Source organism: Nocardia mexicana NBRC 108244, assembly GCF_001613165.1.
GTDB lineage: Bacteria > Actinomycetota > Actinomycetes > Mycobacteriales > Mycobacteriaceae > Nocardia > Nocardia mexicana.
In genome coordinates, this window is the sequence record NZ_BDBV01000121.1 from 22,774 (window position 1) to 41,092 (window position 18,319).

Genomic DNA, 18,319 nt, shown 5'->3' on the forward strand with positions numbered 1-18,319 from the left:
TCTTATGCAACTCCAAAGAACTGCTGAGCCTTCCGCACCGCGGCGACCAGCGCGTCCACCTCGTCGAGGGTGTTGTAGGCCGCGAACGTGGCACGTGCGGTGGCCGGAATGCCGAGGCGGCGCATCAGCGGCCACGCGCAGTGGTGGCCGACGCGGATCGCGACGCCCTCGTCGTCCAGGATCTGGCCGACGTCGTGCGCGTGGATGCCGTCGACCACGAACGACACCGCGCCGCCGCGGCCCGCGTTCTCGACGGGGCCGATGATCCGCACGCCGTCGATGGCGCCCAGGCCCTCCAGCGCGGCGCCGACGAGCGCATGCTCGTGTGCCGCAACGGCGTCCATGCCCAGCCCCTCCAGGTACCGCACCGCCGCGGCCAGCCCGATCACCTGCGAGGTCATCGGCACACCGGCCTCGAACCGCTGCGGCGGCGGGGCGTAGGTGGTGCCCTCCATGGTGACCGTCTCGATCATGGAGCCGCCGGTGATGAACGGCGGGGTCTCCTCCAGCAGGGCGCGGCGGCCGTAGAGCACGCCGACGCCGGAGGGGCCGAACATCTTGTGCCCGGAGAAGGCCGCGAAATCGACTCCCAACTCGCGGAAGTCCACCGGCATGTGCGGCACCGACTGGCAGGCGTCGAGCACCGTCAGCGCGCCGACTTCCTTTGCGCGGCGGACCATTTCGGCGACATCGGTGATCGCACCGGTCACGTTGGACTGGTGGGTGAACGCGACGACCTTGGTGGCGGGCGACAATTCGAGCGAATCGAGGTCGATCCGGCCGTCGTCGGTGATGCCGTACCACTTCAGGGTCGCACCGGTGCGGCGCGCGAGTTCCTGCCACGGAACGAGATTCGCGTGATGCTCCAGCTCGGTGATCACGATCTCGTCACCCGGGCCGACGTGGTACGGGAACCGGTCGTCGGCGAAGGAGAACGTCACCAGGTTCAGCGATTCGGTGGCGTTCTTGGTGAACACGATCTCGTCGGCGTCCACGCCGACGAAGCGGCCGACGTCGGCGCGCGCCGCCTCGTAGGCGTCGGTCGCCTCCTCCGACAGCTGATGCGCGCCGCGGTGCACCGCCGAATTGTGGGTCGTCAGGAAGTCGCGTTCCGCGTCGAGCACCGACAGGGGGCGCTGCGAGGTCGCGCCGGAGTCCAGATACACCAACGGTTTTCCGTCCCGGACCGTGCGGTTCAGGATCGGGAAGTCGGCCCGCACGCGGGCCACGTCGAGGGTGCGGCCCGCGGCGGGCTGCACGGCATTGGACACCGTAGCGGTCATATCAGGCTCCAGCGGTAGCGGTCTGAGTGAAACGCACGTAGCCATTCGCGTCGAGTTCCTCGGCGAGTTCGGGACCGCCCTCGGCGACGATGCGGCCGCCGACGAACACGTGCACGAACTGCGGCTGGATGTAGCGCAGGATGCGGGTGTAGTGGGTGATCAGGAGGACGCCGCCGTTCTCGCGCTCCTTGTAGGCGTTGACGCCCTCGGAGACGATGCGCAGCGCGTCCACGTCCAGGCCCGAGTCGGTCTCGTCGAGGATGGCGATCTTCGGCTTGAGCAGGCCCAGCTGCAGGATCTCGTGGCGCTTCTTCTCACCGCCGGAGAAGCCCTCGTTGACCGAGCGGTCGGCGAAGGCCTGGTCGATCTCCAGCTCGGACATCGACTGCTTGACCTCCTTGACCCAGTGCCGCAGCTTCGGGGCCTCGCCCCGGACCGCGGTGGCGGCAGTGCGCAGGAAGTTCGACATCGAGACGCCCGGGACCTCGACCGGGTACTGCATGGCCAGGAACAGGCCCGCGCGGGCGCGCTCGTCGACCGACATTTCCAGCACGTCCTCGCCGTCCAGGGTGATCGACCCCTGGGTCACCGTGTACTTCGGATGCCCGGCGATGGCGTAGGACAGCGTCGACTTGCCGGAGCCGTTGGGGCCCATGATGGCGTGCGTCTCACCGGATTTCACGGTCAGGTTCACGCCCTTGAGGATCTCCTTCGTCTCCTCTTCCGGCGTGGTGATCTCGACGTGCAGATCCTTGATTTCGAGGGTGGTCATGTAATTCCTTCGGGACTCGGAGTGTGGATGGCTAGGCGCCGACGGCGGCGAGTTCGGCCTCGACGGCCGCCTCGAGCCGCTCCCGGACCTCGGGAACCGCGATCTTCTGGATGATCTCGTGGAAGAACCCGCGCACCACCAGGCGCCGCGCGGCCTCCTCCGGGATGCCGCGAGCGCGCAGGTAGAACAGCTGCTCGTCGTCGAAACGGCCGGTGGCCGAGGCGTGTCCGGCGCCCACGATCTCGCCGGTCTCGATCTCCAGGTTCGGCACCGAGTCGGCGCGGGCGCCGTCGGTGAGCACCAGGTTGCGGTTCACCTCGAAGGTGTCGGTGCCCTCGGCCGCCGCGCGGATCAGCACGTCGCCCACCCACACCGTGCGGGCATCGGGCTTCTTCGACTGCGGATCACCCTGCAGCGCACCCTTGTACAGCACGTTCGACTTGCAGTTGGGCACCGCGTGGTCGACCAGCAGCCGCTGCTCGAAATGCTGCCCGTCGTCGGCGAAGTACAGGCCCAGCAGTTCGGCGTCGCCGCCGGGGCCGTCGTAGCGGACGGTCTCGGTGAGGCGCACCAGGTCGCCGCCGAGGGTGACGTTGGTGTGCCGCAGGCTGGCGTCGCGGCCCAGCTTGGCGTGCTGCGCGGTGGCGTGCACCGCGTCGTCGGCCCAGTCCTGGACGGCGACGACGGTCAGCCGGGCGCTGTCGCCGAGCACGAATTCGATGTTCTCCGCGTAGGTTCCGCTGCCGCGCTGATCGATGACCACGGTGGCGACGGCGAAGGCGTCCAGGCGGATCTGCAGGTGGCCGTAGGCGGTCTTGCCCTCGCCGGGGCCAGTCACCGTCACCGAAATCGGTTCGGCGACTTCGGTTTCCTTGCCGACGGAGATGACGGTGGCCTGTTCGAAGCCGGAGTATGCCTGCGCGGCAACGCGATCCGACGGCACGCCGCCCTCGCCGAGCCGGGAGTCGGTGCGGTCCACCGTCTCCACGGTCACACCCGCGACCGGGGCGACCTCGACGGTCGCCGCGCCGTCGCGGGTGGCGGTGCCGTCGTGCAGCCCGCGCAGGCGGCGCAGCGGGGTGAACCGCCACGCCTCGTCCTTCGCCGAGGGCACCTCGAAGGCGGCGACGTCGAAGGACGCGAACACCTCGCCCTTGTTGATCGCCGGAACCTTGGCCTCCCCGGCCTCTGCCACGTTCTCGACCGGCATCAGCCGACGGCTCCTTCCATCTGCAGTTCGATCAGGCGGTTCAGCTCGAGCGCGTACTCCATCGGGAGTTCCTTGGCGATCGGCTCGACGAAGCCGCGCACCACCATCGCCATCGCCTCGTCCTCGGTCAGTCCGCGGCTCATCAGATAGAACAGCTGATCCTCGGACACCTTGGAGACCGTGGCCTCGTGGCCCATGGTCACGTCGTCCTCGCGGATGTCGACGTACGGGTAGGTGTCGGAGCGGCTGATCGTATCCACCAGCAGCGCATCGCATTTCACGGTGGACCGCGACCCGTGCGCGCCCTTGTTCACCTGGACCAGGCCGCGGTAGGAGGCCCGGCCACCGCCGCGCGCCACCGACTTGCTGATGATGGTCGAGGAGGTGTGCGGCGCCAGGTGCAGCATCTTCGCGCCGGTGTCCTGGTGCTGGCCGACACCGGCGAACGCCACCGACAGCACCTCGCCCTTGGCGTGCTCGCCGGTCATCCAGACCGCCGGGTACTTCATGGTGACCTTGGAGCCGATATTGCCGTCGACCCACTCCATGGTCGCGCCCGCCTCCGCCTTGGCCCGCTTGGTGACCAGGTTGTAGACGTTGTTCGACCAGTTCTGGATGGTGGTGTAGCGGCAGCGGCCGCCCTTCTTCACGATGATCTCCACGACCGCCGAGTGCAGCGAGTCGGACTTGTAGATCGGCGCGGTGCAGCCCTCGACGTAGTGCACGTAGGCGCCCTCGTCGACGATGATCAGCGTGCGCTCGAACTGGCCCATGTTCTCGGTGTTGATCCGGAAGTAGGCCTGCAGCGGGATGTCGACGTGCACGCCCGGCGGCACGTAGATGAACGAGCCGCCCGACCACACCGCGGTGTTCAGCGCGGAGAACTTGTTGTCGCCGGCCGGGATCACCGTGCCGAAGTACTGCTGGAAGATCTCCGGGTGCTCGCGCAGCGCCGTATCGGTGTCGAGGAAGATGACGCCCTGGGCCTCCAGGTCCTCGCGGATCTGGTGGTAGACGACCTCGCTCTCGTACTGCGCGGCGACACCGGAGACCAGCCGCTGCTTCTCCGCCTCCGGGATGCCCAGCTTGTCGTAGGTGCTCTTGATGTCCTCGGGCAGGTCGTCCCAGGTGGCGGCCTGCTTCTCGGTCGAGCGCACGAAGTACTTGATGTTGTCGAAGTCGATGCCGTCGAGATTGGAACCCCAGCCCGGCATCGGCTTGCGGTCGAAGATGCGCAGCGCCTTCAGGCGGATGTCGAGCATCCACTCGGGCTCGTTCTTCTTGGCCGAGATGTCGCGCACGACGTCCTCGGACAGGCCGCGCTTGGCGCTGGCGCCCGCGGCATCCGAGTCGGCCCAGCCGTAGCCGTACTTGCCCAGAGACGCGATGGTCTCCTCCTGGGTCAGCGGCTGCACCTGGTCGGCGGTGGTCGTCATTCGGCACTCCTTCCGGAGTCGTTCGTCTTCACCGTTGCGGGCTGTGCAACGGTTCGAGGGGCGTTCGGTACATCGTTGGGCAGCACGAACAGCGGTACGTGCGTGGTGCACGCACAGTCTCCGTTGGCGATGGTCGCCAGCCGCTGCACGTGGGTGCCCAGTAGCTCGCGGAACGCCTCCAGTTCGGCGGCGCACAGTTCCGGGAACTCCTCGGCCACGTGGGCCACCGGGCAGTGGTGCTGGCAGATCTGCACGCCCGCACCCACCTTCCGGGTGGACGCCGCGAAGCCCGCCTCGGTGAACGCCTCGGCGATCTCCTCGGCCTTCGCGGCGGTGGATTCCGGCGTGTGCCGGGCCAGTTTGTCGATTCCGGCGACGATCGTGCCGACCCGCTGGCGGGCGAAGGCGGCGATCGCGGAATCCCCGCCGAGCTCGCGCAGCTGGCGCATGGCCGCACCGGCGAGATCGTCGTAGGCGTGACCCAGGCGGCCCCGGCCCGTGGCGGTGAGCTGATACTGCTTGGCGGGACGGCCGCGGCCCTGCTGCTGCCACGGCGCCGAGCGGGTCGCGCGGGCCTCCCCGGATTCGATCAGCGCGTCCAGGTGCCGCCGGACACCGGCCGGGCTCAGGCCCAGCCGCTTGCCGACGGCGGTCGCGGTGATCGGGCCCTCCTCCAGCAGCAGCTGGACGACGGATTCCCGGGTGTGCCCGTCACCCGCGGGCGCCGCGGGCGCGGCAGTGTTCCGGGCGCCCTTGCGGCGCCCGGTGCCTGCTTCCGTCCGCAAACCCACGGTTTTCACAACATCAGTGTGACGGAATTCCTTCCCGCATTCTAGTAAGGGTCACCTGAGTCGACCTGCCGCGAACGCCGATCGCGCCCGTCACCTGGCGGTTGCCGGTGCGCGGCGAGCGAGTCGCCCGGCCGCGATCGTGGCCGCGGGCGGCGTGAACGACCTTCCGCCGCAGCGCATTCCGGCAGCACGACGCCGGCGTCGACGTTTGCCCCGGCATTCGCCGAGCCCGGGGACTCCGGCCCGGCGCCGAGAACTGCGACAAACCCCACAGCTCACGGCGCATAACGAGGTTTGATAACGAAACGGACGAGGAAGGCCATACCGCCCCGCCGTTCCGGCACCGGTCCCGTCGTTCCGGCGGACGCCCGGGGACCAATCGCTCCTCCACCCGGGGAGGCGTCCCGCATCGGCGCGCCCGCGAACTAGGCTCAGTGCTCGTGGTGGCATTGGAGGACGCGCGGCGCAGGATCATCGAGCTGGGGCGCCGGGCCTTGGGCCTGGACGTACCGGCCGCCGATCACACCATCGCGGTGCTGCACACCGTCGAGTCCGAGGTGCCCGGCCTCGATCCGCGGGAGACCGTGCAGTTCAAGCGGATTCGGCTGCTGGGCGCGACCGGGTCGGTGCTGATGGCGATCAGCGCGCTCGGGGTGGCCGCGCAGCCGGTGGTGCAGAATCCGGTGTCGGGCGTGCGGGTGATCGGGGTGTTCGCCCGCTGGCAGACCTCGTCGCTGGCGCTGTGCATGATCGGCACGGTGCTGGTGGTGATGGCCTGGCTGCTGCTGGGCCGCTTCGCCGTCGGCGGCTTCGGCCGCTCGCCGCTGCACCGGCTCAGCCGCTCGCAACTGGACCGGACGCTGCTGCTGTGGATCATTCCGCTGTCGGTGGCGCCGCCGCTGTTCTCCAACGACGTGTACTCCTATCTGGCGCAGAGCGAGATCGCCGCGCGCGGGCTGGACCCCTACGAGGTGGGCCCGGCGACCGGGCTCGGACTGCACAACGTCCTCACCTACAACGTTCCCAACATCTGGCGCGACACCCCCGCCCCGTACGGTCCGCTGTTCCTGTGGATCGGGCGCGGCATCGCGCATCTGACCGGCGACAACATCATCGTCGGCGTGTGGGCGCACCGCCTGCTGGCGCTGGCGGGCGTCGCGCTGATCGTGTGGGCGCTGCCGCGGCTGTCGCGGCGGTGCGGCGTCGCGCCGGTGAGCGCGCTGTGGCTCGGGGCCGCCAATCCGCTGGTGCTGTTCCATCTGGTGGGCGGCGTGCACAACGACGGCCTGATGCTCGGCCTGATGCTCGCGGGCATGGAATTCTGCCTGCGGGCGATCTCGCGCGGGAGCCGGGACGCCATCGACATCGGGCCCGGCGCGGCGGTCGCCACCGGCGGCGACCCCGGACCGCATTCCGCGGGTACCGCCCGATTCCACCGATGGCTGGGCATCACGACCCGGTTCGACCGCCGGGCATGGGCACTGCTGATATTCGGCGCCGTCGTCATCGCGCTGTCGTCCACGGTCAAGTTCACCTCGATCATCGCGCTCGGATTCGTGGGCATGGCGCTTGCCCGGCGGTGGGGCCGCGGGCTGCGTCCGATGATCGGCGCCGCGTTCGTGCTGGGCGTCATCGCCGTCGTGACAACCGTATTCGTGGCCTACGCCAGCGGGCTCGGGTTCGGCTGGACCCACACCCTCGGCACCGCCAACGCGGTTCGCAGCTGGATGTCGCTGCCGACGGCGCTGGGTATCGTCACCGGATTCGGCGGCGTGCTGCTCGGCCTGGGCGATCACACCACCGCCCTGCTCAGCATCACCCGGCCGATCGCGGCGGCGGTGGCGGGGTTCATCACCCTGCGCATGCTGGTGGCGACCTGGATCGGGCGGTTGCATTCCGTTGGGGCCCTGGGTGTTTCGCTGGCGGCGATCGTGCTGCTGTTCCCCGTGGTGCAGCCGTGGTATCTGCTGTGGGCGATCGTGCCGCTGGCCGCCTGGGCCACCACGTCGGCGTTCCGCGTACCGGCCGTGGTGTTCTCGGCGGTGGTGAGCGTGATGCTGATGCCGCGGGGCGCGGACTTCGGCGTCTTCCAGATCATCGAGGCGGCGGTCGCGGTCGTGATCGTGGCCGTGGGATTCATCGTGCTCACCCGGAACCTGCTGCCCTGGCGTAACCCCGCGGGGGTGTCTGCTCGGTCACAGCCGCCCGCCGCTTACGGTGTTTCTTCGTGACATCGGAACCGGCCGTCCGCCTCGACGGCGTCGTGAAACGCTTCGGCGACACCACCGCCGTGGACGGGATCGGGTTCGAGGTGCGGCGGGCGGAGGTGCTGGCCCTGCTCGGACCGAACGGCGCGGGGAAGACCACCACGGTCGAGATGTGCGAGGGCTTCACCGCCCCCGATGCGGGTTCGGTGCGGGTGCTGGGCCTCGATCCGATCGCCGATTCGGATCGGCTGCGCCCGCGCATCGGCGTCATGCTGCAGGGCGGCGGCGCCTATCCGGGATCGCGGGCGGGCGAGATGCTCGATCTGGTCGCCTCCTACTCCGCCGATCCGCTGGATCCGGACTGGCTGCTGCACACCCTCGGCCTGCACGACGCGCGCCGGACCCCGTACCGCCGGTTGTCGGGCGGCCAGCAGCAGCGACTCGCGCTCGCGTGCGCGCTGGTGGGGCGCCCGGAGATGGTGTTCCTCGACGAGCCGACCGCCGGAATGGACGCACAGGCACGGCATCTGGTGTGGGAGCTGATCGACGCGCTGCGCCGCGACGGCGTCGGCGTGCTGCTCACCACGCACATGATGGACGAGGCCGAGCAGCTCGCCGACCGCCTGATCATCATCGACCACGGGCGCATCGTGGCCGCCGGAACGCCCGCCGAGGTCACCTCCACCGGCGCCGAGGGGCAGCTGCGCTTCACCGCCCCACCCAAACTCCGGCTCGGCCTGCTGCAGGACGCCCTGCCGGAAGGCTTCTCACCCTGCGAGACCTCCCCCGGCTCCTACCTGCTGCGCGGCGACATCACGCCGCAGGTGCTGGCCACCGTCACGGCCTGGTGCGCACGAATAGACGTGCTCCCCACCGACATACGCATCGACCAGCGCCGCCTCGAGGACGTATTCCTCGAACTCACCGGCCGCGAGCTCCGCGGATGACCCCCACCCCGCGCCCCGAACACAGCCGCACCCCTTCCCCGTTCCCGCACCTCTTCCAGAGCGCTGCAGGGCGTGCGCGAACACGCACGGGGTGCGTGGCGGGCGGGTGCGCCGCCGAGGACTCCACGATCGGAGGATTCCAGTGACTGCAGAGGCCGCGGAGCGGTTCCAGCCCGGCACGTTCGCCCCTGCTCCGCAGCCCGCGCCGCGGGCGGCGATGCTGACCGCGCAGACGCGCATGGAGCTGATCCTGTTGCTGCGCAACGGGGAACAGTTGCTGCTGACCATGTTCATCCCGATCACGCTGCTGATCGGGCTGACGCTGCTGCCGCTGGGCAGCCTCGGCGACGATCGGGTGAACCGGGTCGTTCCGGCGGTGATGATGGTGGCGATCATGTCCACCGCGTTCACCGGGCAGGCCATCGCGGTCGGCTTCGATCGCCGCTACGGCGCGCTGAAACGGCTGGGCGCCACCGCATTACCGCGCTGGGGCATCGTGGGCGGGAAGTGTGCCGCGGTGCTGATCGTGGTGGTGATGCAGTCGATCCTGCTGGGCGCCATAGGGTTCGCCCTGGGCTGGCGGCCCTCGCTCGGCGGACTGGCCTTCGGCGCGCTCGTGATCGCCCTGGGCACCGCCACTTTCGCGGCCATGGGCCTGCTGCTCGGCGGTACGCTGAAGGCCGAGATCGTGCTGGCCCTGGCCAATATCCTGTGGTTCATCATGCTGGGCACCTCCAGCCTGGTGTTCGCCGCCGACGACATCCCGGGCTGGCTGAGCATCCTCGCCCGCCTCATCCCCTCCGGCGCCCTCGCCGAGGCCCTCGAACAGGCCATGCACCTGAGCGTCGACTGGTACGGCCTGATCTTGCTCGCGCTCTGGGGCGTGATCACCGGCACGCTGGCCGTGCGCTGGTTCCGCTTCGAGTAACCGGGACCGCCGACAGCCGGGCGGTCACCGGCTCCGAATAGGTCAGACCGCCCGCAGCGGTCCGACGAAGGTGCCCGGATGGGTGGCGGCGTCCTGGCGCTGGATGGTCAGGTATGCCGCGGGCCACGGGGTCTGCAGCTGGGTGGTGGTGTCGGGCGGGGTCACCACGATGGTGCCCGGGGTCCAGCTGTTCGGATCCTCCGGCGGAGCGGTGAGGTAGGTGAGGACGCTGATGGCCCTTCGGCCCGGCTCGATCGTCACCGGCGCGGCGTCGGCGACCTGGCGGGGAATCTGATAGACGGGCCCGAAGGTCGGATGCTCGGCGCCGACCAGATCGACTCCCGGAAAGCCTTGCAGCGCACAGGCTTGCGCCGACGTGTTGGTCAGCTCCAGCTCCAGATGATTCTGCGCGTTCGGACCGGAGACCTCCGTGATCCTGGTGTTCAGGCTCAGCGCGTCGGCCGCGCACGCCGGTGCCGCGGCCGTGCCGACCGCCGCCGGGAACACCGATACCGCCAGGGCCGCGATCCCCGCCGCTCCTACTGCACCCCACCGCATAGACATGGTCCTTTCGATACGCGTTCGTACAACTCCCACCGACGCGTGACCGGTTCCGGACGCGGCCCACGCGGACGCACCAGCCACGCTACACGACCGCGAACTACCCCTTGCGCCCGGTGAATTCGTCCATGGAGTGATAGACACCGACCGTATTCAGGTAGAAATCGCGCACCTTCAGCGGCAGCAGGCCGGAGATGGCGCGGTTGAAGCGGGAGGTCCAGGGCATGACCACCAGCGGCGAGCCCTTCTTCATCTCCGTCCACGCGGCGTCGACGGCGGCGTCCTGCTCGATGATCGGGGTGAACCAGAAACCCTTGGCGCCGTCGAACATTCCGGTGTCGATGTAGGTCGGGCAGAAGGTGGTGACCTTGACGTGGTCGTTGCCGGACTGCTCGAGCTCCAGGCGCACCGAATCCGACCAGCCCAGCGCCGCCCACTTGGAGCCGGCGTAGACGCTCATGCGCGGATTGGCCACCAGCGCGGCCGAGGAGGCGATGGTCAGCACCCGGGCCGGGGTCTCGCGCGACACCATCGCGGGCAGGAACTCCAGCGTGATGTACATGGGCGCAAGGGAATTGATCGCCATCGTCTTGTCGATGTCGGAACGGTTCTCCGTCTCCCAGAAGTACCCGTTGCCGCGGACGATCCCCGCGTTGTTGACCAGCACGTCGATATCGCCGACCTCGGCGCGGACCGTCGCCGCCGTCTCGGCGATGGCCGCCGAGTCCGATACGTCCACCACGTGGTGGTGAATCCGGCTGCCGCCCGGCGCCGCGAGCTCCGCGGCCGTTTCCTTCAGCGCCGTCTCGTTGACGTCCCACAGCACCACGTCGGCGGCCCGCTCCCGCACCGCCCGTTCGGCGAAGGACTTGCCCAGCCCCATCGCTGCGCCGGTGACCAGCACCTTCTTTCCGGCTACCGTGTCCATACCCATCACTACCCCTGTCGTTCCCGCCGAATCACTTCTGCCGCAAGGCCTTCATCACACCGAAGTACAGCGTCATCGTCTTCGCCCACAGCGCCTCGGACATTCCGGGCAGCGGCGCGATCGGCAGCGCCCGCTGCACCGCGATGGTCTGGGTGTCGATGTACTTCAGCAGCCCCTCGGGGCCGTGCCTCCGCCCGCCACCGGAGATCCCGAGCCCGCCCGACGGCGCCGCGACGCTGCCCCAGGCGGCGATGAAACCCTCGTTCACATTCACCGACCCGGCGGTGATGCGGGCGGCGATCTCGCGGGCGCGTTCCGTATCCCGGCTCCACACACTGGCATTGAGCCCGTAGGCGGTGTCGTTGGCCTGCTCGACCGCCTCGTCGTCGCTGTGCACCCGGTACACCGACACCACCGGCCCGAAGGTTTCCTCGCGGTACACCGTCATCCCCGGCCGCACGCCCTCGAGAACGGTCGGCTCGTAGAAGTAGGGCCCCAGGTCCGGGCGGGCGCGCCCACCGGCCACGACGGTCGCGCCCTTGGCCACCGCATCGTCGACATGCGCTGCGACGGTGTCGATCTGACGCTGGAAGCTCAGCGAGCCCATCTCGTAGGAGTAGTCGAGCGCCGAGCCGAGCGTCAAAGCCCGGGTGTTGGCGACGAATTCGGCCAGGAACCGCTCGTACACCGTGTCGTGCACATAGATTCGCTCGATCGATTCGCACAGCTGCCCGGACGAGGCGAAGCAGGCCCGCACCGCGATCTTCGCCGCCGCGGACACATCCGCGTCGGCGAGCACCAGCAGCGGGTTCTTGCCGCCCAATTCGAGCGAGTAGCCGATCAACCGCTCCCCCGCCTGCCGGGCGATGGTGCGGCCGGTCGCGCTGGATCCGGTGTAGTCGACGTAGTCCGCGCGGGCGATCACCTCACCGCCGATCTCGCGGCCGCGCCCGAGTACCGCCTGCCACAACCCCTTCGGCAGCCCCGCGCGCTCGGCGGCGTCGACGGCCCACAGCGCGGTGAGCGCGGTCTGGTTGTCCGGGCGCGCCACCACGGCGTTCCCCGCCATCAGCGCGGGCAGCGCATCGGAGGCGGCCAGCGCCAGCGGGTAGTTCCACGGCGAGATCACCGCGACCACACCCTTCGGTCGGTGCCGCACCTCCACCTTCGTGAGTACCGGCAGCACGCCCCGCGGCGTCCGCGCGGCGAGCAGGCGCTCCGCCTCGGCGGCGTAGTAGCGGGCGTTCACCGCGACGTCGCCCACCTCGTCGAAGGCGTGTACCCGGGACTTGCCGGTCTCGGTCTGCACGATGTCGAGGATGGTGTCCTGCTCGGCCAGCACCAGATCGTGGAAGCGGCGCAGTACCGCGGCCCGCTCGCGCACCGGCGTCCGCGCCCACTGCCGCTGGGCCCGCCGCGCCAGGCCGAACGCCTCCTCGATATCGGCGGTCGACGACTGCGGGAGGTCTGCGATCTTGCGGCCGGTGGCCGGGGCGAACACCTCGACCGCGGGCGCACCGCCGGCGGTCGCGTGCGCGAGCAACCTTCGGACCAGCGACTCCGGGAGCGCGTCGGCGGGGGCGAGCTGCGGGGCGGTCGTCATCGTCGGCCCTCTCGATCGGCGGGAACGCGTCCCACGAATTAACTGAACACCAGTGTTAGCTTAACACTGGTGTTAGATTAATCGAGTCCACGCGCGTGCTGTCAAGACCGGCGCCGCCGAGCAGGGAGGAGTCACAACGTGTCGCGTGACACCGTGGCCGCGGCTCACAGCGGCACCCGCCGCGGGCGGCCGCCGCAGACCCAGGAGCAGGCCGACGAGGTGCGGGCGCGCATCGTCGTCGCCACCGCCGCGGTATTCACCGAGCACGGGTCGCGCGGCCTGAGCGTCGCGCGCATCCTCGAGCGCGCGGGCATCTCCCGGCCCACCTTCTACCGCTATTTCGGCAATGCCGAGGCGCCGCTGCACGTGGTGCTCACCGCCTCCAACGAGGGGCTCGTCGGCGGCATCCGCGCCGCGCTGGAGCGCTCCGACGAACCGGTCCAGCTCGGTATCGGGATCATCGACGCGTATCTGGACTGGGCGCGCGGGCACGGTCCGATGCTGCGGCCGGTGTTCGCCGAACTGCACGACCCCTCCTCACCGGTGTCGACCTACCGGGAGGAGGCGTTCGACGACATCCGCGCGCTGGTCCGCGCGAAGTTCACCGCGCTCGAGCGGCCGCTGCCCAGCCCGCTGGACCTCGACACCGCTCTGCAGGTGTGCGAGTTCGTCGTGTACCGGGTCTCGGCCGCGGCCGGTCCCGGCGGGGAACCCGCTCCCGGGGAGGTCGCAGCGGCGCGGCTGACCATGATCCGCAGCGTCCTGGTCACCCTGGGCCGCCGCGACGACGTCCAGCAGGCGCTGAAACTGCCGGGAATCTTCGAGTAGGGCTAGTCCAGGTACACCGGCAGCGCCGCGTGACCATTGGAGATGAAGCTCGCCACCGGCGCCAACTCCGAAGGCTCCGTAGCGAATCGGGCATTCGGGAACCGCTCGAACAGGGCCGGGAGCGCGATGGTCGCCTCCAGCCGCGCCAGCGGTGCGCCGAGGCAGTGGTGCGCGCCGTAACCGAAGGCCACGTGCTGGTCCTTGGTCGCGCGGTGCACATCGAACCGATCGGTGGTGTCGCCGTGCACCTTCGGGTCGCGGCTGGCGCCGGCGTACGAGGCGAGGATGGCGTCGCCCTTCGGAATGCGGTGGCCGCCATCGACTTCGATGTCCTCGACCGCGTAGCGCAGCGGCAGATGCGCGACCGGCGCCTGGTAGCGCAGCGTCTCCTCCACCAGATCCGACCAGGGCACCTTGCCGGACACCACGTCGGCGCGCTGCTCCGGATGGGTCAGCAGGGCGAAGATCGCCTGGTCGAGCAGGTTGACCGTGGTCTCGTGCCCGGCGTTGATCACCAGCATCAGGGTGTCGACCATCTCCTTCTCGGTCAGTCGCGACCCGTCGTCGTCCCTGGTGGTGATCAGCACGCTGGTGATGTCGTCGCCGGGCTGCTCACGGCGGTACGCCACCAATTCGCTGACCAGGCCGAACATCTCGACGTAATTGGCCTGCGCCTGTTCGGGGGTGAACGAGGTGTCGAAGAATCCGTCCACGCACTTGTGCATCGGCGGACCGAGATGCTCGGGCACGCCCATCAATTCGGTGATCGTCCGGATCGGGACCGGATAGGCGTACCCGGTGCGCAGGTCGACCGGCGCACCCGCGGGCGCGGCCGCCAGATCGTCGAGCAGGCTCGCGGTGATCTCCTCGATCCGCGGACGCAGCGCCGTGGTCCGACGATGAGTGAACGCCGGGGACACCAGCTTTCGCAGCCGCCGGTGATCGGGACCGTAGGCCGTGAACATGTTGTCCACCGCCACCCACGGCAGCAGCGGCCACGCCTCGGTGATCTCGCCGTTGATGAATGCCGACCAGTGCTGGCGCGGATCCTTGGAGACCCGCGGGTCGGCCAGCAGGCTCCGCAGCACCGCCTGGTCGGTGGCCGACCAGGCGGGCACGCCGCCGGGCAGGATCACCTGGGCCACCGGTCCCTGCTCGCGGATCCGGGCCGACTCGCCCTGGATATCGGCTCCCGTCAGGTCCAGAACAATCGGATCATGCGCCATCGGATGCTCCTTTACGCCAGATTCAACGGAGGGGATGCCGGGAAGGTCACCGGCAGCGCGGCCATCGCCCGGTGGAACGGGCCCGGCCGCCAGGTGATTTCGCCCTTGGACCCGGACAGCTGCAGTTCGGGCAGGGCGTCGAGCAGCTGATCGATCGCGTCCTGGGCGACCAGGTACGCCACCGATCGGGCGGGGCACGCGTGCGGCCCGGCGCTCCACGCCAGATGCGATCGGTTGCCCGTGCGGTCGCCGCCGGCGATCGCCGGGTCGTTGTTGCAACCGGCCAGGCTGATCACGACGGGCTGGTGCGCGGGTAGCCAGACGTTATCGATCAGGATCGGCTGGCGCGGATAGGTGATGGAGAAGTTGGCCATCGGCGGGTCGGTGAACAACACCTCGTCCAGCGCGTCGCGGGTGGACATGCTGCCGCCGAGCATGCCGCCGCCGAACCGGTCGTCGGTGAGCATCAGCAGCAGGGTGTTGCTGATCAGGTTCTGCATGGGCTCGATACCCGCGCCGTAGAAGCTGATCAGCTGGTAAAGCATCTCCTCGTCGGTGAGCTCGGCCGAATGGTGCGCCAGGCGCGAGGTGACGTCGTCACCGGGTTCGGCGCGCCGCATGGTGATCAGCTCCATCAGCGCCTCGGACAGGTGCTGCATGCCCCACGCCGCGTTGACCGTGTCGAACAGCGCGGCCATGCCGTTGGCGACCCGCTGCCCGATATCGGCCGAGCAGCCGACCATCCGGTTCAGCGACTCGAACACCAGCGGAAACGCGTACTGCATCACCAGGTCCGCCGAGCCGGCCTCGCAGAAGGTGTTGATCAGCGGCACCGCGATAGACTCCACCGTCGCGTGCAGGGCGTGCAGGTCGATGCCGTCGACCGCCGCCACGTAGGCCTGGCGGTAGCGCACGTGCGTGGACCCGGAGTTGCGCAGGGCGTTGGGGTACCACTGCATCATCGGGCGCACCGGACAGTCCTCGGGCACGGTGTCCTGCCAGTGGCGCGGATCGGCGGGGAAGTGCTCCGGATCGTTGAGAATGCGCAGCGCGGTGCGGTATCCGACCACCAGCGTGGCCGGAACCCCCGGCGCCAGCTCGATGGGAGCCATCGAGCCGAACTGCTTGCGCATGGACCGGTAGAAGCCGTGCGGATCGGCGGCGAATTCCGGAGTGTCCAGCAGGGTGCGGGGACCGTCGGAATCAATGGGAGACCCCTGGACCGGACAGAATCCGGTCGTGACTATCTGCGGGCCGGACGACACAGGAAATTCACCTCACAACCATTGCAGCACAACAGGCTTCGCCGATCATTGACCGGGAAGTGGATCGTTACCAACCGAAAGAACCGGGCGGCCGCCTCAGATTAGCAGCAGGGTTATGAATTCTCTCCGGAATGCCCAGCGGCCCTGCGGAACTCACGCCCGCAAGGGCCGCTAACCACGAAATATGTTGAGCTGCTATGGATTGCGAGACGTTGTGAGCACCCGATCGGCCCGCGGTGCCCGCGCGAATTTCAATGTCCCGTCCGCGATCCTGCCGAAGCGGAATGTGGGGATGTCGCGCAGGTAGTTCATATACAGCCGCCACGGCCTGCGATCCCCCGCCGCCGGGAGCCGATCGGCCGCGCGCAGCACATAGCCCGGGGTGAATCCGGCCATGAACGCCGCGGTGCCGATCGACGGGTCGCGCACCGGGGTGGCGCTGGCGTAGCCGTGTGCGTCCAGGTACCGCAGCAGGCGAACGACGTACTCGCACACCAGGTCCGCCTTCAATGTCCACGACGCGTTGGTGTAGCCGATGATGTAGGCGAAGTTCGGCACGTCCGACAGCATCATCGCCTTGTAGGCCATGGTCTTCGGCAGCTCCACCGCCGCACCGTCCACCGTCATCCGCACGCCGCCGAAGATCAGCAGGTCCAGACCGGTTGCGGTGATCACGATGTCGGCCTCCAGCTCGGTGCCGGAGGCCAGGCGCAGGCCGGTCTCGGTGAAGGTGTCGATGCGGTCGGTCACCATGTCCAGGCGGCCCTTGCGGATGGCCCGGAACAGATCGCCGTTGGGCACCAGGCACAGGCGCTGATCCCACGGGTCGTAGTTCGGCGTGAAGTGGGTGTCGATGTCGTAGCCCTCGGGCAGCCAGCGTTCCTGCAGGCCCCGGATCCAGTTCCGCATGCGTTCCGGATAGCGTTGCGACAGTTGGTAGATCGCGGTGCTGAAGGCGATGTTCTTGGCGCGGGCGAGGGCGTAGGCGGCCTTGGCGGGCAGCAGCTTGCGCATCCGCTCGGCGAAATCGTCGCGGGCCGGGGCGGACAGGATATAGCTGGGCGAGCGCTGCAGCATGCGGACCTGGGCGCCCAGCTTGGTCAACGCCGGGCCGAGCGTCACCGCGGTGGCGCCCGAGCCGATGATGACGACCCGCTTGCCGTCGACATCGAGGTCCTCCGGCCACTGCTGCGGGTGCACGATCGTGCCGCCGAACCGGTCGATGCCCGGGAACTGCGGGGTGTAGCCCTGGTCGTAGCGGTAGTAGCCGGAGCAGCAGAACAGGAAATTCGCCGTGAGCGTGACCGTTTCGCCGATATCCGCCCGCTCCGCGGTGACCGTCCACCGCTGCTCCGCGGACGACCAGTCGGCACGCTGCACGCGGTGCCCGAACCGGATGTGCCTGTCGATGCCGCCCTCGGTCGCCGTCTCCCGGACGTAGGTCAGGATCGACTCGCCGTCGGCGATCGCCTTGTCGCCCAGCCAGGGACGGAACCGGTACCCGAGGGTGAACATGTCCGAATCCGAGCGGATGCCCGGATACCGGAACAGATCCCAGGTGCCGCCGATGGCGTCGCGCGCCTCCAGGATCGTGTAGGTCCGCCGCGGAAACGCCCGCTGCAGGTGGTGGGCGGCCCCGATCCCGGACAGTCCGGCGCCGACGATGAGCACGTCGACGTGCTCGGGCGTACTGGTCATGGCTACGCATCCTTCGATGGACGGATCCCTCACCTGGATCTACTCCAGCCTAAACATGAAGGATACGTTTCCGAATCGGCCCGGGGTCGGAGAATACGCGGCATGTCCTCCGCATCGGCGCTTACGCGCGCAGTCCGCTCGCCCGCAGGACACGCCGGTCGATGCCCGCGCGAATGGCCTCCTCCGTCCCGATGATGCGGACGTGGTGGCGGGCCCGGGTGATGGCGGTATAGAGCAGTTCCCTGGTGAGCAGGGTGGATTCGGGGCCCGGCAGCACCACCGAGACCGTGCCGTACTGGCTGCCCTGGCTGCGGTGGATGGTCATGGCGTAGACCGTGGTGACGCCCGGGAACTGTGTCGGGTGCACCAGGTACGGCTCGGTGCCGCGCTGCAGGGCCGCGCGCAGCGAACCGTCGGTGTCGCGGACGATGACGCCGGTATCGCCGTTGTAGATGCGGGCCTCGTGATCGTTCGCCGTGACCAGCAGCGGCTGTCCCGGAAACCAGTGGCCCGCACCCGGTTCGGCGCCGATGCCCGCCGCGGCGACCCATCCGGCCGCCAGCCGGTCCCAGCGCTCGACGCCGAATTGGCCCTGCCGGTGCGCGCACAGCAGCCGGTGTGATTCCATCGCGGCCA

16 protein-coding genes are annotated in these 18,319 nt (G+C 69.2%); 4 read left to right on the forward strand and 12 right to left on the reverse strand.

What is annotated here, in order from left to right:
* Positions 1 to 2 precede the first annotated feature (2 nt).
* The 5 genes from NM1_RS36790 to NM1_RS36810 are packed head-to-tail and all read right to left on the reverse strand — an operon-like array spanning position 3 to position 5,501.
* Complete coding sequence (locus NM1_RS36790) at positions 3 to 1,283, reverse strand: cysteine desulfurase (RefSeq protein WP_068031293.1); 1,281 nt, start codon at positions 1,281 to 1,283, stop codon at positions 3 to 5.
* Between the two features lies 1 nt (position 1,284).
* Positions 1,285 to 2,055: a Fe-S cluster assembly ATPase SufC gene (gene sufC, locus NM1_RS36795; RefSeq protein ID WP_068031296.1), complete on the reverse strand. Its 771-nt coding sequence runs from the start codon at positions 2,053 to 2,055 to the stop codon at positions 1,285 to 1,287.
* A gap of 31 nt (positions 2,056 to 2,086) precedes the next feature.
* Positions 2,087 to 3,265, reverse strand: coding sequence for a Fe-S cluster assembly protein SufD (sufD, locus tag NM1_RS36800; RefSeq protein WP_068031299.1), 1,179 nt, complete (start codon positions 3,263 to 3,265; stop codon positions 2,087 to 2,089).
* Entirely contained in the window at positions 3,265 to 4,701 is a 1,437-nt protein-coding gene (gene sufB, locus NM1_RS36805; RefSeq protein ID WP_068031302.1) for a Fe-S cluster assembly protein SufB, read from the reverse strand. Before sufB ends, sufD begins: the two co-directional genes overlap by 1 nt.
* Complete coding sequence (locus NM1_RS36810; protein ID WP_068031305.1) at positions 4,698 to 5,501, reverse strand: helix-turn-helix transcriptional regulator; 804 nt, start codon at positions 5,499 to 5,501, stop codon at positions 4,698 to 4,700. Before NM1_RS36810 ends, sufB begins: the two co-directional genes overlap by 4 nt.
* A 431-nt stretch (positions 5,502 to 5,932) precedes the next feature.
* Here NM1_RS36810 and mptB point away from each other — a divergent pair, with 431 nt between their 5' ends.
* The 3 genes from mptB (at position 5,933) to NM1_RS36825 (ending at position 9,574) form a co-directional block, all read left to right on the forward strand.
* Positions 5,933 to 7,723 carry a polyprenol phosphomannose-dependent alpha 1,6 mannosyltransferase MptB gene (gene mptB, locus NM1_RS36815; protein WP_114699410.1) on the forward strand — a complete coding sequence of 597 codons (1,791 nt, stop codon included), beginning with the start codon at positions 5,933 to 5,935 and terminating at the stop codon, positions 7,721 to 7,723.
* Positions 7,720 to 8,646 carry an ABC transporter ATP-binding protein gene (locus tag NM1_RS36820; RefSeq protein ID WP_068031308.1) on the forward strand — a complete coding sequence of 309 codons (927 nt, stop codon included), beginning with the start codon at positions 7,720 to 7,722 and terminating at the stop codon, positions 8,644 to 8,646. Before mptB ends, NM1_RS36820 begins: the two co-directional genes overlap by 4 nt.
* A gap of 136 nt (positions 8,647 to 8,782) precedes the next feature.
* Positions 8,783 to 9,574 carry an ABC transporter permease gene (locus tag NM1_RS36825; RefSeq protein WP_068031352.1) on the forward strand — a complete coding sequence of 264 codons (792 nt, stop codon included), beginning with the start codon at positions 8,783 to 8,785 and terminating at the stop codon, positions 9,572 to 9,574.
* Positions 9,575 to 9,616: 42 nt separating this feature from the next.
* On the opposite strand, the gene NM1_RS36830 is transcribed toward NM1_RS36825, so the two are convergent.
* The 3 genes from NM1_RS36830 to NM1_RS36840 form a co-directional block, all read right to left on the reverse strand.
* Positions 9,617 to 10,132: a DUF4232 domain-containing protein gene (locus NM1_RS36830; protein WP_084520392.1), complete on the reverse strand. Its 516-nt coding sequence runs from the start codon at positions 10,130 to 10,132 to the stop codon at positions 9,617 to 9,619.
* Between the two features lie 103 nt (positions 10,133 to 10,235).
* Positions 10,236 to 11,069 (reverse strand): SDR family NAD(P)-dependent oxidoreductase, encoded by an 834-nt coding sequence (locus NM1_RS36835; RefSeq protein ID WP_068031315.1) that lies wholly within the window; start codon positions 11,067 to 11,069, stop codon positions 10,236 to 10,238.
* A 25-nt stretch (positions 11,070 to 11,094) separates the two neighbouring features.
* Entirely contained in the window at positions 11,095 to 12,666 is a 1,572-nt protein-coding gene (locus NM1_RS36840; RefSeq protein WP_068031318.1) for a succinic semialdehyde dehydrogenase, read from the reverse strand.
* A 138-nt stretch (positions 12,667 to 12,804) separates the two neighbouring features.
* Here NM1_RS36840 and NM1_RS36845 point away from each other — a divergent pair, with 138 nt between their 5' ends.
* The gene (locus NM1_RS36845; RefSeq protein WP_246010715.1) at positions 12,805 to 13,494 is read left to right on the forward strand and encodes a TetR/AcrR family transcriptional regulator; all 690 of its coding nucleotides are present in this window, start codon (positions 12,805 to 12,807) and stop codon (positions 13,492 to 13,494) included.
* Positions 13,495 to 13,496: 2 nt separating this feature from the next.
* Here NM1_RS36845 and NM1_RS36850 read toward each other — a convergent pair whose 3' ends face one another.
* From NM1_RS36850 to NM1_RS36865, 4 genes are all read right to left on the reverse strand, one after another.
* Complete coding sequence (locus tag NM1_RS36850; RefSeq protein WP_068031321.1) at positions 13,497 to 14,720, reverse strand: cytochrome P450 family protein; 1,224 nt, start codon at positions 14,718 to 14,720, stop codon at positions 13,497 to 13,499.
* An 11-nt stretch (positions 14,721 to 14,731) separates the two neighbouring features.
* Complete coding sequence (locus tag NM1_RS36855) at positions 14,732 to 15,985, reverse strand: cytochrome P450 family protein (RefSeq protein ID WP_068031324.1); 1,254 nt, start codon at positions 15,983 to 15,985, stop codon at positions 14,732 to 14,734.
* A gap of 195 nt (positions 15,986 to 16,180) precedes the next feature.
* Positions 16,181 to 17,683 (reverse strand): flavin-containing monooxygenase, encoded by a 1,503-nt coding sequence (locus NM1_RS36860; RefSeq protein ID WP_068031327.1) that lies wholly within the window; start codon positions 17,681 to 17,683, stop codon positions 16,181 to 16,183.
* Positions 17,684 to 17,804: 121 nt separating this feature from the next.
* Positions 17,805 to 18,319 (reverse strand): ATP-binding domain-containing protein (locus NM1_RS36865; RefSeq protein ID WP_169814389.1); only part of this gene is annotated, 515 nt, incomplete at its 5' end.

What these genes read in the sequence shown, in the direction of transcription:
- NM1_RS36790 (WP_068031293.1), bottom strand. Translation starts at nt 1,283, where the DNA reads ATGACCGCTACGGTGTCCAATGCCGTGCAGCCCGCCGCGGGCCGCACC.
- sufC (WP_068031296.1), bottom strand. Translation starts at nt 2,055, where the DNA reads ATGACCACCCTCGAAATCAAGGATCTGCACGTCGAGATCACCACGCCG.
- sufD (WP_068031299.1), bottom strand. Translation starts at nt 3,265, where the DNA reads ATGCCGGTCGAGAACGTGGCAGAGGCCGGGGAGGCCAAGGTTCCGGCG.
- sufB (WP_068031302.1), bottom strand. Translation starts at nt 4,701, where the DNA reads ATGACGACCACCGCCGACCAGGTGCAGCCGCTGACCCAGGAGGAGACC.
- NM1_RS36830 (WP_084520392.1), bottom strand. Translation starts at nt 10,132, where the DNA reads ATGCGGTGGGGTGCAGTAGGAGCGGCGGGGATCGCGGCCCTGGCGGTA.
- NM1_RS36835 (WP_068031315.1), bottom strand. Translation starts at nt 11,069, where the DNA reads ATGGGTATGGACACGGTAGCCGGAAAGAAGGTGCTGGTCACCGGCGCA.
- NM1_RS36840 (WP_068031318.1), bottom strand. Translation starts at nt 12,666, where the DNA reads ATGACGACCGCCCCGCAGCTCGCCCCCGCCGACGCGCTCCCGGAGTCG.
- NM1_RS36850 (WP_068031321.1), bottom strand. Translation starts at nt 14,720, where the DNA reads ATGGCGCATGATCCGATTGTTCTGGACCTGACGGGAGCCGATATCCAG.
- NM1_RS36860 (WP_068031327.1), bottom strand. Translation starts at nt 17,683, where the DNA reads ATGACCAGTACGCCCGAGCACGTCGACGTGCTCATCGTCGGCGCCGGA.